9 protein-coding genes are annotated in these 13,723 nt (G+C 71.6%); all 9 read left to right on the top strand.

Going from position 1 to position 13,723, the window contains the following annotated elements:
* Window positions 1–116 precede the first annotated feature (116 nt).
* The 9 genes from def (at window position 117) to OCJ37_RS17060 (ending at window position 13,704) form a co-directional block, all read left to right on the top strand.
* Window positions 117–632: a peptide deformylase gene (gene def, locus OCJ37_RS17100; protein ID WP_263110889.1), complete on the top strand. Its 516-nt coding sequence runs from the start codon at window positions 117–119 to the stop codon at window positions 630–632.
* A 698-nt stretch (window positions 633–1,330) separates the two neighbouring features.
* Window positions 1,331–2,512 carry a non-hydrolyzing UDP-N-acetylglucosamine 2-epimerase gene (gene wecB, locus OCJ37_RS17095; RefSeq protein WP_263110888.1) on the top strand — a complete coding sequence of 394 codons (1,182 nt, stop codon included), beginning with the start codon at window positions 1,331–1,333 and terminating at the stop codon, window positions 2,510–2,512.
* Complete coding sequence (locus OCJ37_RS17090) at window positions 2,509–4,728, top strand: cellulose biosynthesis cyclic di-GMP-binding regulatory protein BcsB (protein ID WP_263110887.1); 2,220 nt, start codon at window positions 2,509–2,511, stop codon at window positions 4,726–4,728. The genes wecB and OCJ37_RS17090 overlap by 4 nt, the downstream gene beginning before the upstream one ends.
* A gap of 6 nt (window positions 4,729–4,734) precedes the next feature.
* Entirely contained in the window at window positions 4,735–6,879 is a 2,145-nt protein-coding gene (locus OCJ37_RS17085; protein ID WP_263110886.1) for a glycosyl transferase family protein, read from the top strand.
* Window positions 6,876–9,698 carry an NfrA family protein gene (locus OCJ37_RS17080; RefSeq protein WP_263110885.1) on the top strand — a complete coding sequence of 941 codons (2,823 nt, stop codon included), beginning with the start codon at window positions 6,876–6,878 and terminating at the stop codon, window positions 9,696–9,698. The genes OCJ37_RS17085 and OCJ37_RS17080 overlap by 4 nt, the downstream gene beginning before the upstream one ends.
* Window positions 9,699–9,715: 17 nt before the next feature.
* Complete coding sequence (locus OCJ37_RS17075) at window positions 9,716–10,738, top strand: alginate O-acetyltransferase AlgX-related protein (protein ID WP_263110884.1); 1,023 nt, start codon at window positions 9,716–9,718, stop codon at window positions 10,736–10,738.
* A 4-nt stretch (window positions 10,739–10,742) separates the two neighbouring features.
* A complete protein-coding gene (locus OCJ37_RS17070) occupies window positions 10,743–11,867 on the top strand; it encodes an alginate O-acetyltransferase AlgX-related protein (RefSeq protein WP_263110883.1) in 1,125 nt (374 codons plus the stop codon).
* Window positions 11,868–11,879: 12 nt separating this feature from the next.
* Entirely contained in the window at window positions 11,880–13,460 is a 1,581-nt protein-coding gene (locus tag OCJ37_RS17065) for an MBOAT family O-acyltransferase (RefSeq protein WP_263110882.1), read from the top strand.
* Window positions 13,461–13,473: 13 nt separating this feature from the next.
* Entirely contained in the window at window positions 13,474–13,704 is a 231-nt protein-coding gene (locus OCJ37_RS17060) for an acyl carrier protein (protein ID WP_263110881.1), read from the top strand.
* The last annotated feature ends 19 nt before the right edge of the window (window positions 13,705–13,723 follow it).

The raw sequence follows: 13,723 nt of genomic DNA, 5'->3' as shown, positions 1-13,723 counted from the left end.
GAGGGGCTTCAGCCCCGACTGCAGCGGCCATGGAGCGCCCGCGCTGTGCGGCCGCGGCTGCAGGTCGGCCCCGGTCGGCGGATAATCGGGCCGCATCCGGCGACAGGAGCAGGGCCATGATCCGCGACATCATCCGTATGGGCGACCAGCGCCTGCTGCGCATCGCGCAGCCGGTCGACGACTTCGGCAGCGAAGCGCTGCATGCCCTGGTGGCCGACATGTTCCAGACCATGGATGCCGCGCGCGGGGTCGGCCTGGCCGCGCCGCAGATCGCGGTGGACCTGCAGCTGATGGTGTTCGGCTTCGACAGCAACGCGCGCTATCCGGACGCGCCGCCGGTGCCGCGCACCGCGCTGGCCAACGTGCAGATCGAGCCGCTGTCCGACGAACTGGAGGACGGCTGGGAAGGCTGCCTGTCCATTCCCGGGCTGCGTGCGGTGATCCCGCGCTACCGCCATATCCGCTACCGCGGCGTGGACCCGGATGGCGCCGCGGTGGTGCGCGAGGCCGAAGGCTTCCATGCGCGGGTGGTGCAGCACGAGCACGACCACCTGATCGGCCGGCTGTACCCGTCGCGGATCCGCGACTTCGGCAAGTTCGGCTTCGAGGACGTGCTGTCCTACGAGCTGTAGCGCGGCCCACAGCCAAGTCCGCTTGGCGGGCGGGTGCTGGGGCATGGATGATCTGCCCGCGGCGATCGACCACGGTCCCGGCTATCCCCCTGACGATGGCGCACGCAGCGGCAGCGTTCCGACGATGCGAGGAGCCGGGCAGTGATTGCCTGGCGCATTTCCGGCGTCTCGGCGCGCCGCGGCGTCGGACCGGCGGCGCACGCCACATCGCCTGCGCGATGCCCACGTCGCGCGCGCTCCGCAGCGCAGCGCCAGGACGGGCCAGATGGCCGTGGTCGCAGGTTGGCTGCAGCGGCGCGATGCCCAGCATGACCCGGAACCGGATTGCATGGGCGATGCCCACGTCGCGCGCTCCAGCGCAGCGGCCAGGACAGGCGCCAGATGGTCGTGGGAGTCGGCTGCGGCAGCGCGATGCCAGCAGGGGAATCGTGCCCGGGACGCAGACCGCCGGCCGCTGCCAGGCTGGCGATGCGCTGGGCAAGCATCTGTCTACAACGGCGCCGGCCCTGCCGGTCCGGTAGGCAACTGGCGGTTTTCATCCGGGAAAACCCGCAAAACTCCGCTGAAAGGCTGGCGCCGGGACTGCCCGCAGCGAGCGCCCAAGGAAGCTCCCGCCCGCCGCGCCGGGTGGCACCTGCCCGTTTGGGGTACTATAGTGTGACGAGCATCACGCTATTCAGACCACATGGAGCGGGTTGGTGAAGGTTCTTTCCGTTTTTGGCACGCGCCCTGAAGCCATCAAGATGGGGCCGCTGGTGCGCGCGCTGCACGCCGCGCCGGACATCGACTCCCTGGTCTGCATCACCGGCCAGCATCGGGCGATGCTGGACCAGGTGCTGTCGCTGTTCGAGATCCAGCCCGACCACGACCTGGACGTCATGGTAGCCAACCAGACCCTGAACGGTTTGTGTTCGCGGCTGTTCGCCAGGCTCGACGCCCTGTACGAGCAGGTGCAGCCGGACCGCGTGCTGGTGCACGGCGACACCACCACCGCGATGACCGCGGCGCTGGCCGCCTTCCATCGGCGCATCCCGGTCGGCCACGTCGAGGCGGGCCTGCGCACCGGCAACCTGGAGCAGCCCTGGCCGGAGGAAATGAACCGGCGGGTGATCGATGTGGTCGCCGACCATCTGTTCGCGCCCACCGACAGCTCGGGCCGCAACCTGGAGCAGGAACACCTGTCCGGCCGCATCAGCGTCACCGGCAACACCGTGATCGATGCGCTGGAACAGACCGTGGAGCGGCTGCAGCGCGATGCCGCGCTGCGCGGCGCGGTCGATGCGCAGTTCCCGTTCCTGCTGCCGGAGCGCAAGCTGCTGCTGGTCACCGGGCACCGCCGCGAGAGCTTCGGCGACGGCTTCGCCAACATCTGCCGGGCGCTGGCCGAACTGGCGCAGCGCCCGGACCTGCAGATCGTCTACCCGGTGCACCTGAATCCGAACGTGCAGGGCCCGGTCCGCGCGCAGCTGGGCGGGCTGGACAACGTGCACCTGATCGCGCCGCAGGACTACCTCGCCTTCGTGCGCCTGATGCAGCGCGCGCACGTGGTGCTGACCGATTCGGGCGGGGTGCAGGAAGAAGCGCCGGCGCTGGGCCGGCCGGTGCTGGTGATGCGCGCGGTCACCGAGCGCCCCGAAGCGGTCCAGGCCGGGGTGGTCAAGCTGGTCGGCACCGATCCGGCGCGGATCGTGGCCGCGGTGCATGCCGCCTGCGACCAGCCGGCGCGACCGGCGCAGTTCCTGCCCGACGCCAGCCCCTACGGCGATGGCCGCGCCTCGGCGCGGATCGTGGCCGCCTTGCGCGGCCTGCCATTCGACCCGTTCGTCCCCGGCCGTGCCGCGGCGGTTTCCCATTCCCTCTCTTCAGACCTGATGCCATGACCCAGACCCGACGTCGTACCGCACGCTTCCCCAAGGGATGGCCGCTGGCCCTGGTCCTGCTGGCCCCACTGGCGCCCGCCGCCGCCGCCGACTCCGTCGCCGGCCAGTTCGGCGAATGGGCCGGCCAGACCACGGTGCAGCGCTCGATGACCCTGCGCGACCTGGGCTTCGCCCAGCCGCTGGTGCTCAGCGGCCAGGAAAGCCAGCGCGAGATCTACCTGCCGGTGCCGGCCGGCGTGCCGACCCACGATGCGAAACTGCAGGTCGATGCGCGCTACATGCGCGGACACACCGGGCGCACCTCCAGCCTGCTGTCGATCGACGGCGACCCGGTGGCGGCGCGCTCGATCACCGACGCGCAGGGCGATGCCAGCCAGCTGATCGGCATCGACGGGTTCGCCCGCGCCAACGGCTTCGTGCGCTTCGGCGTGGGCTGGTGGTCGGTGGTGTCCGAATACGAGTGCGCCGACCAGAGCGCGCCGGCCAACGTGCTGCGGCTGTCGCCGGAGTCGCGTTTCAGCTACCGCTTCGACGGCCGCGCGATCGACACCGTGGCCAAGGCCTGGGGCGCGTTGCCGGCCAAGGTGCGGCTGCTGGTGGATGGCCGTGCCACCAGCGTGGAGAGCTACGACGCCGCATGGCGCGTGGGCGCGGCGCTGGAGAACGGCGGCAAGCGCGTGGAGGTGGTCGCGCTGCCGGCGGTGGGCGGCAGCGTGGACCTGCGCGGGCTGAGCATCCCGGCCAGCCTGGCCGGCATTCCCGCCTATGCGGCGTTGGCCGACGGCAGCGCCAGCCACCGCATCGGCAGCCTGGCCGAGGTCGGCGCGCTGCTGTCGCTGGGCGATGCCGGCCCGCTCGCGGTGGACGTGGCGGTGCTGAGCGATCCGCTGCGCGCCGGCGTGCGCGCCGCGCTGGATGCGCTGGCCGGCGAGGTCGGCGCGGCGTCGCCGGACGCGGCCAGCGCGTTCGCCGCGTGGCGCAAGGCCGACATGGCCGGGTTCGAACAGCCGGCCGCCAAGGCCTCGGTGCAGGTGGCGCTGGTCGGCGGGCGTCCGACCCTGCTGGTCGCCACCGGCGCCGGCGCCAAGGTCGCCGGCCTGCTGACCGAGCAGTGGCGCGCCTACGCGCTGGGCCGCTCGCTGCTGGTCGGCACGGCGCTGCAGCCGCCGGCCGACAAGGGCGTGGTGCTGCTCAACCGCCTGGGCAACATGGCCGGGACCCTGGACATCGTCGCGCGCGGCGACCGCACCGCCAGCTTCGACCTGGGCGCGCTGTCCAGCGACGGGCGCCTGCCCAGCGAAGTGGTGGTCGACGTCTCCGCCGCGCCGAATCCGGCCGGGCAGGGCGCGGTCGCCTCGATCTTCTTCAACGACTACCTGGTGGGCGCCAAGGTCCTCAACAGCGACGGCAAGCCGCAGCGCCTGGTCGCCAAGGTGCCGGGCTACGCGCTGGCCGCGCGCAACCAGGTGCGGATCAGCTTCCTGCGCCAGCCGGCGCGCCCGTACTGCCACGATCCGGCCACCGGCTACCCGGTGTCGGTGCTGCCCAGCAGCCACATCCGCCTGAGCGAGCGCAGCCTCGGCGGCGATTTCGTCGGCGCCGCCTCGCAGCTGGCCGGTGCGCACGAGGTGTTCGTGCCGTCGAGCTGGCTGCAGGATGCGCCGGCGACGCTGGCCAAGGTGATCCACCTCGCCAGCGCGACCGGCGCCTCGCCGATGGCCGCCACGCTCAAGCTCGGCGACCCGAAGACCGCGATCGCGCCGAACGGCGCCTACCTGAGCTTCATGCTGGCCCCGCAGGGCCTGGAGCAGACCGGCGCGCTGCGCGGCGGCAAGCTGGTGGTGTCCGGCCCGGGCAACCAGGTGCTGCTGGACGTGGCCGGGCTCGACCGCGCCGCGCTGGTCGAAGTGGTCGGCAGCGGCGCCAGGACCGGGGTGATCTACCGCGAGCTGGGCGCGCAGGGCCCGCAGCTCGACGCGCCGTTCCGGCTGATCCGCGGCAACCTGGCGCTGCTGGATGCGCGCGGCGTGGTGCAGGACTTCGACGGCCAGGACCCGACCGGCGCGCAGCTGGCCGAGCAGGCCGACCCGCAGCCGGTGTGGCAGCAGCATATGGTGTGGCTGCTGGTGCTGGTCGGGGTGATCGTGTTCATGCTGCTGGCCGCGCGCGTGACCCAGGTCCGCCGTCGCCGCAAGTCCGCCCAGTCCGGGCACTGACCGCCTGTGGACGGCCTGTACTGGAACATCCACCTCGCCAACTACTACGCCTTCCTGGAGACGGCGGCAGTGGTGGTGGCGGTGGTGATCCTGATCTCCAGCATCGACGACCTGTTCATCGATGCCTGGTACTGGGTGCGCGAGATCTGGCGCACCCTGATCCTCAAGCAGCGCAGCCAGTACCGGCCGCTGACCCAGCAGGACCTGCTGCAGCGGCCCGAGCAGACGCTGGCGATCATGGTGCCGGCCTGGGCCGAGTACGACGTGATCGGGCAGATGGTCGAGAACATGATCGACGTGCTCGACTACCACGACTACGTGGTCTTCGTCGGCACCTATCCCAACGACGCGCAGACCATCGCCGAAGTGGAGCGCATGTGCCGGCGCTACAAGCGCATGCGCCGCGTCGAGGTGCCGCACGACGGCCCGACCAGCAAGGCCGACTGCCTGAACTGGCTGGTCCTGGCGATCTTCGACTACGAGAAGCGCCACGGCATCGAATTCGCCGGCGTGGTCCTGCACGACAGCGAGGACGTGCTGCACCCGATGGAACTGCGGTTCTTCAACTACCTGTTGCCGCGCAAGGACATGATCCAGCTGCCGGTGACCTCGCTGGACCGCGAGTGGTACGAACTGGTCGCCGGCGTGTACATGGACGAGTTCGCCGAATGGCACGCCAAGGACCTGGTGGTGCGCGAAAGCGTGTCCGGCATGGTGCCCTCGGCCGGCGTGGGCACCTGCTTCTCGCGCAAGGCGCTGGTGGCGCTGAGCGAGGCCACCGGCAACCAGCCGTTCAACACCGACAGCCTGACTGAGGACTACGACGTCGGCGCGCGGCTGGCGGCGATGGGCATGCACTCGATCTTCGCGCGCTTCCCGGTGCAGTTCCGCGTGCGCCGCCCGTCGTGGTTCGGCTGGGGCCCGGTGCGCGAGCGCACCCTGCGCATGGCGCTGTGCGTGCGCGAATACTTCCCGGACAACTTCCGCGCCTCGTACCGGCAGAAGGCGCGCTGGGTGCTGGGCATCGGCCTGCAGAGCTGGGAGACGCTGGGCTGGCGCGGCTCGCTGGCGACCAAGTACCTGCTCGCGCGCGACCGCAAGGGCATCGTCACCTCGTTCATCAGCGTCTTCGCCTACCTGATCTTCCTGCAGCTGATGCTGTTCTGGGTGCTCAAGGTGACCGGCGCGTGGAGCACCCAGTTCCCGACCATCTTCCAGAGCGGTACCTGGCAGATGAACGTGGCGCTGCTGACCACCGCGGCGCTGGCCACGCGCGTGGCGCAGCGCTTCTACTTCGTCAACCGCCTGTACGGCTGGGAACATGCGCTGATGTCGATCCCGCGCATGGTGGTCGGCAACATGATCAACTTCATGGCCACCGCGCGCGCCTGGCGCATGTTCCTGCTGTACCTGCTGTTCGGCAAGCGCATGGTGTGGGACAAGACCATGCACGATTTCCCCTCCGCCGCGCAGCTGGTGCACACGCGCCGGCGCCTGGGCGAACTGCTGTCCATCTGGGAAGCGGTCGAGCCCGAGCGCCTGCAGCAGGCGCTGCAGCAACAGCAGGGCGGGCGCCAGCAGCCGCTGGGGCGGATCCTGGTCGCGCAGGGCTGGCTGGACGATGAAACCCTGGCCGAAGCGATCGCCTTCCAGGGTGACCTGCCGCGCGCGGCGATCGACGTGGACTACCTGCAGGCCGGGCAGTTCCCGCTGTCGGTGGAGGCCTGCGTGCAGTGGCGCCTGCTGCCGCTGCCGCCGGGCGCGCCCGGCGAGCTGGCGGTCGCGGTGTCCAACGCGCTGTCCGAGGCCGAGCAGGCGCGGCTGCTGCAGGACGCGCACGCCAGCGTGCTCAGGCAGTCGATCGCGCGCGAAAGCGAAATCAATGCCGGCCTGCGCCTGATCAGCGGCGAAAGCTACCGCATCGACGCGGTGCCGCTGCTGGGCGACCTGCTGGTGGAAATGCGCCTGATCGCGCGCGATCAGTTCGAGCGCGTGCTGGACGAATATAGGCCGCAGCGCGACGGCCGCATCGGCGACCACCTGGTCAAGCAGGGCGTCGCCACCCAGGCGGCGATCGCCACCGCCGTGCGCGAGCAGCATCGCCGTGCCGGCCTACCCCGATACAGCGCCGGCGGAGAACTGCAGGCATGAGAACCACCTTGCTTTCGGGCGTCATCGTCCTGGGCCTGCTCGGCCTGGGCAGCGCCACCGCGCACGCGCAGCAACTGCCGCTGGCCGGCGCCGCCTACCGCATCGCCGAGGATGCCTACGCCTCCTACGCGCGCGGCGACTACCAGCAGGCCAGCCGCCAGGCGGCCGAAGCGGCGCGGCTGCGCCCGGACGTGGTGCGCCTGCGCCTGTTGCAGATCTACGCGCTGCAGAAACTGGGCCGCGGCGACGAAGCGCGCGCGCAGGCCCGCCGCGCGCTGGCCGAAGGGCTGCGCGATCCGGCGCTGCCGGGGCTGGCCGCGGCGGCGCCGGCGTCGGCCTCCGCGCGCGCCGGCGGCGCCCCCGCGCCGCGCGCGACCGCGCGTCCGAGCGCGGCCGAACAGGCCTACCAGCGCGCCTTCGCGCTGGCCACCCAGGCCTACGAGGCCTACAACAACGACCGCATGGCGCAGGCCGCCGAGCAGGCCGAACAGGCGTTCCGGCAGCAGCCGCAGCAGGGCGCATGGGCGATCCTGTGGGTGTCGGCGCTGGAGGTCCAGCAACAGTTCGAACAGGCCGAAGCCGCGGCCGCCACGGCGATCCAGCTGGGCGCGCCGAATGTCGCCGATTTGCAGGCCAAGCGCGTGGCGCTGGGCCGCCAGCGCGCGGTCAAGCCGGCGCAGGAGGGCTACCAGGCGCTGATCGAGCAGGACTTCGGCGCCGCCGCCGGGTTCGCCCGGCAAGCGGTGGCGTATGCGCCGGACGTGGCGTCGCATCGCCTGCTGCTGATGACCGTGCAGTTGCTGGACGGGCAACTGCCCGCCGCCGAGGCCACCGCCGACCAGGCGCTGGCCAACGACAGCGAAGACACCGTGGCGCTGGTCATGCGCGGGTATCTGCGCCAGCGCCAGTTGCGCAGCGCCGAGGCCAACGCCGATTTCGACGCCGCCCTGCGCCAGGACTGGCTGGATGCGCAACAGCAGCGCAACGTGCGCCTGCTGGCGGTGGATGCGGCGATCGCCGCCGGCGATCGCGAGCGTGCCGCGCGCCTGCTGCAGCCGCTGCAGGCCGACCCGCTGGCCGATGCGGACGAGACCGCGCGCAAGCAGATCGGCCAGGCCATCGCCCAGCGCGAGAAGGCGCTGCGCAAGGCGCGCCCGGCACCGGCGCTGACCCTGGCGTCGTACCCGGCGCCGTTCCAGCAGTGCCGCGACACGCCCTACGGCACCCAGTGCGAACTGACCCCGGCCGACCTGCAGGGCAGCGGCAGCGCCGCGCAACGCGCCTACGCCGCGTACGGGCGACAGGATTACCAGGAGGCCATCCGCGAAGCGCAGCGCGCGCTGCAGGAGAGCCCGGACAACGCCAGCCTGCAGAACCTGCTCACCACCGCGCTGGCCGCCGGCGACCGCGCCCAGCAGGCGCAGGCGCGGCAACGCCTGGACAGCGCGCTGGGCCAGCGCCCCGCCGACGCCGGACTGCTGATGCAGCGCGGGTATCTGCAGCTGCGCGCCGGCGAACCGGCGCAGGCGCTCGACGATTTCCGCGCCGCCGACGCCACCGGCAAAGCACCGCCCAGCGTGGTGCTCGACCAGGCCTATGCCAGCGCAGCCAATGGCGACAACCCGCAGGCCGTGGCGCTGCTGCGCAGCGCGATCGATCGCGCCGACCAGGGCCGGCTGCCGCTGGACAAGGCGCAGCGCTACAACACCCGCAGTTCGATCGCCAACCTCTCGCGCGAGTGGGGCCTGATCGCCTCGGCCGGCTACCGCGGCGCGCGCCAGGCCGCGACCAACCTGGGCGGATCGGCGATCAGCACCCCGGGCGACTCGGCCTTCGGCACCCTGGAGGCGTTCTGGCGGCCGCAGGCGCTCAACGACCGACATGGCACGCTGGAAGCCTACGCCCGCGTGGCCAACACGCTGTACGACGAAGGCGGCACGTTCGAATCGGTGCGCGCGGTGGATCCGTGCACCGGCGAAGCCACCGAGGACGCGCGCGCCCGCGCCGAGCGCCTGAGCCGTTCGCGCTCGATCGCCGGCTGGCCTTCCACGATCGGATCGTTCGGCGTGCGCTACGCGTTCGGCCGCACCGGCCTGAGCGCGGGCATCGAGCGCCGCCAGTTCCTCGGCACCGCCACCCGCAACGGCGGCGTCTATCCGGACGCGGCCGCGGTCCAGTGCCGCATCCAGCGCGACTCGAACCAGCCGCTGCAGGTCAACACGCTGGCGCGCTACCGCCTGGACAGCGACGCCGGCGGCTGGATGTCGTACCTGACCTATGGTTTCTACCACGGCACCGGCGTGCGTACCGACGTGAACCAGTGGTGGACGCTGAGCGGCTATGCCCAGGCCGGCTACAGCTGGGACGACAACCGCGCGCGCTTCAGCGTGGACCGGCTGGACGCCACCGGCGCCCCGGTCGAAAGCCTGCTCGACTCCGACGGCCGCCTGCACCGCTCGCAATGGTTCGCCGCCGCCGAGCTGCGCCTGGGGCGCAGCTACCGGTTCGGCGCCGACCAGACCCGCTGGGTGCTGACGCCGTCGGTGGTGGTGGGCGCGGACTGGCTCGACCAGCGCTCGCGGGTCAGCGGCATCGCCTATCCGCTGATCGGCGAGCAGGCGTTCGCGTTGTCCGACACCGACCGCAGCTGGTCGCTGGGCGCCGGCCCCGGGCTCGGCGTGCGCTACTGGTTCCGCGAGGACCACTACAACGCGGCGCGCTCCTCGCTGGACCTGAGCGTGCAGTACCGCTTCGCGCTCGGCGGCGGGGATACCCAGCGCGCCAAGGGCCTGTTCGCCACCGCCACCTTCTACTACTGATCATGCAAGGAACCGCCATGACCGCTGCTGTCTTCCCGCCCCCGCGTGCGCAGGCCCGCGCCCTGTGGCTGGGCCTGCTGTTCGCCTTCGCCGTCGCGCCGGCGCTGGCCCAGGCGCCGCCTGCCGCCGCCGGCGCTGCGCAGGACTCCTCGATCGTGATGGTCGGCAAGGACGGCTGGCTGTTCCCCGGATGGGGCAGCCTGACCGACGTCGACGGCGCCGCGATCGCCCGCAACACCGCGCTGATCGCCGAGGCGCGCGCGGCGCTGGCGGCGGCCGGAGTCAGGCTGGAAGTGCTGGTGCTGCCGGACAAGGCCCTGTTCTACGAGGACAAGCTGCCCGACGGCAAGCGCATGAGCGATGCCGTGCGCGGCCGCTACGCGCTGATCCACGACAGCCTGGGCAAGGCGCAGGTGCCGGCGGTGGACGCGCTGCAGGTGCTGCGCCAGGTCAAGCAGGGCGGGCAGGAGGTGTTCTACCGCAGCGACCAGCACTGGACCCAGCCGGCCGCCGACGCGGTGGCCGTGGCCGTGGCCGCGCAGGTCCGCCAGCAGGTGCCGCGGCTGCAGGGCCAGGACGGCACCGGCATGGCCCTGGGCAGCGAGATCAAGGAGCGCCGCTTCGGCGACCTGGCCGAGCTGTTCCTGACCGACGCGCAGCGCAAGGCGGTGGGCCGCGACACCTTCACCGTGCGTCGCCAGTCCGAGCAGCAAGCGCTGCTGGACGACGCGCCGGCGCCGGTGCATGTCACCGGGCACAGCATGGTGCAGCCGTATTTCGGTTTCCCGCAGAAGCTGTCCAACCTGCTCGATCGCCCGGTGTCGGTGAACTGGAAGCCCGGCAACGTCGGCCCGTGGGTGATGCTGCTGGAATACCTGGAATCGCCCGAGTTCCAGAAGACCAAGCCGCAGGTGCTGGTGTGGCAGATGTTCGAGCCGTCCTATGTGCAGGGCCCGGATGCGCGCGGCCAATGGGACAACGCCTCGATCATGAGCGCGCCGCAGTGGCAGGCGCGCCTGCACAAGGCCCTGGGAAAGTAAGCCGATGAGCGCACGTCCCGGCGCGCCTGCGCCCCTGCCTGCGGCAGCGCCTGCGCGCGCGCACGTGGCCACCGCCGTGGTGGTGGTGGTGCTGCTGGTCGCCGGGCTGCTGTCCGGCGGCTGGATGCTGGGCCGCGCGCAGCTGCCGGCGGCGTCGCTGGCGCCGGCGCGCTGGGCCGACGGCGAGGCCGGCCGCGCGATCAACCAGGCGCTGAAGCTGCCGCTGCAGGCGCAGGCCGATCTGGCCGGCGCGGCGCTGCGCTACCGGCTGCTCGGCGATGCCGGGCCGCAGGTCGCGCTGGGTTGCCCGGGCTGGTTGTTCTACCGCGACGGGCTGCGCCCGCCCGCGGGCGTGGGCGAGGCGGTGTTCGCCCAGCGCGTGCGCCTGATGCGGCACTGGGCGCGGCAGCTGCAGGCGCAGGGCGTGCAGCTGCTGGTGGTGGCGGTGCCGGACAAGGCGCGGATCGAGCAGGCGCACACCTGCGGCCTGCGCCATTCGGCGCCGATGCGCGCGCGGCTGGAGCAGTGGCAGCAGGCGCTGGCCGCCGCCGGCGTGGCCTCGACCGACCTGCTGCCGGTGCTGCAGGCCGGGCAGGAACCGGTGTTCTTCCGCACCGACGTGCACATGAACCGCATTGGCGCGCAGCGCGCCGCCGACGCGGTGGCCGCGTCGGCACTGCCGCTGCTCGGCGGGCGTGGCGGGCAGGCGTTCGAGGTCGGTGCGCCCGGCGCGCCGAAACCGCGGATGGGCGACCTGATCGTGCTGGCCGGGCTGGAGCACGCGCCGCCGGCCTGGCGCCCGGCGCTGGACCGCGAACCGGAGCAGGCCATCGCGCCGCTGCGCAGCGGCGGCCTGCTGGACGACACGCCGCCGGTGGAAGTACTGCTGCTGGGCAGTTCCAACGGGCGCCGCAGCCTGTTCGCCGAGCGCCTGGGCCATGCGCTCGGCCGCGAGGTGTGGAACCAGAGCCTGGACGGCGGCCAGTTCTCCGGCGCGCTGCTGGCGGCCTGGCCGCAGCGCGCGCAATGGCCGCCGAGCCTGAAGCTGGTGGTCTGGGAATTCTCGGAAATGGCCCTGTCCCTGCCGCTGACCGACGGCGAACGCGCGGCGCTGGCCGAGACCGACTGAGCGCCGACGACGATGCTGTTCAACTCCTTCCTGTTCCTGCTGATCTTCCTGCCGGTCGCGCTGGGCGTGCACTACCTGCTGGGCGCGCTGCAGCCGCGCCTGGCCGCGCTGTGGCTGTGCGTGGCCTCGATCGTGTTCTACGGCTGGTGGAACCCGCAGTTCGTGGTGCTGCTGGGCGGCTCGATCGTGTTCAACTACCTGGTCAGCCTGGCGATCCTGTCGCTGGCCGGGCGGCCGCGGCTGCAACTGCTGGCCACCGCGCTGGGCGTGGCCGCCGACCTGGCGCTGCTGGTGCACTACAAGTACTTCGCGGCGATGCTCACCTTCGCGCACGAGGTGGGCTTCAACGTCGGCCCGATGGACGCGCTGATCCTGCCGCTGGGCATCTCTTTCTTCACCTTCACCCAGATCGGCTACCTGCTCGATTGCCGCGCCGGCGTGGTCAATGACCGCAGCCCGCTCAGCTACGTGCTGTTCGTGACCTTCTTCCCGCACCTGATCGCCGGCCCCATCCTCCACCACAAGGAGATGATGCCGCAGTTCAGCAGGCGCGAGACCTACCGCTTCCACGCCGACAACCTGTCGGTCGGCGGCATGCTGTTCGTGATCGGCCTGGCCAAGAAGGTGCTGCTGGCCGACAGCATCGCGCCGTACGCCGACGCCGGTTTCGCCAGTACCGGCGAGGTGCAGTTCTGGGGCGCGTGGGCCACCGCGCTGAGCTACGCGCTGCAGCTGTACTTCGATTTCTCCGGCTATTCGGACATGGCGCTGGGCCTGGCGCGGATGTTCGGCATCCGCTTCCCGCTCAACTTCAACTCGCCGTACAAGGCGACCAGCGTGATCGACTTCTGGGCGCGCTGGCACATGACCCTGACCCGCTACATCACCGCCTACCTGTACTACCCGGTGGCGATGGCGGTGACGCGCTGGCGCACCCGCCACGGGCGCGCCACCGGCCCGGCCGCGGTGGCCTCGGCCGGCGGCTTCGCCTCGATGATCGTGCTGCCCACGGTGTGGGCGATGGGCCTGGCCGGGATCTGGCACGGCGCCGGCCTGCAGTTCCTGATCTTCGGCCTGCTGCACGCCGCCTACCTGGCGATCAACCACGCCTGGCGCATCTTCGTCGGCGGGCGCAAGCCGGCGGCGTTGCGCACGCTCAACCCGCTGCAGCATGCCGGCTACCTGCTGCTGACCTTCGTCGCGGTGCTGTTCGCGCAGGCGTTCTTCCGCGCCGACGGCGTGCATGCGGCATGGCAACTTGTGCAGGGCATGGCCGGCCTGCGCGGCTGGGAACGCCTGGACAACCTCGGCCACGTCGCCGGGATGGGCGTGGCCGACGGCTGGCGCCTGCTCGCCGGCCACCACCTGCAGCTGCTGTACATCGCGGCCTTGCTGGCGGTGGTGTGGCTGGCGCCCAACGCGCACCAGATCATGGGCGTGTACTCGCCGGCGCTGGCCAAGCCGAGCCCGGCGCCGCGCGCGTGGATGCGCTGGCAGCCGAACCTGCCGTGGCTGCTGGCGATGCTGTCGCTGCTCGCGCTGTGCCTGGCGAGCCTGCACAAAGAATCGCGTTTCCTCTATTTCCAGTTCTGACAAGGTGAATCCCATGGACATGCAGACCCTCCAGACCCAGCTGACCGACATCGTCGAGAGCGTGATCGGCACCCGCGTGCAGCCCGACGAGTACATGGAATCGCTGTTCGATTCGATGTCCAAGGTGCAGCTGATGGTCGAGGTCAAGGACCGCCTCGGCGTGACCCTGCCGATCGACGAGATCGACACGCTGGTCGAATCGGTGCAGGTGCTGGCCGAGTACGTCGCCGCGCACCGGCGTTGATCCTGGACCACGGCCGGAG

Origin of the sequence: Xanthomonas sp. AM6, from assembly GCF_025665335.1 — a bacterium.
Taxonomy (GTDB): domain Bacteria; phylum Pseudomonadota; class Gammaproteobacteria; order Xanthomonadales; family Xanthomonadaceae; genus Xanthomonas_A.
The sequence above is the reverse complement of the archived record's forward strand: the minus strand, read 5'-3'. Positions and strand labels throughout refer to the sequence as shown.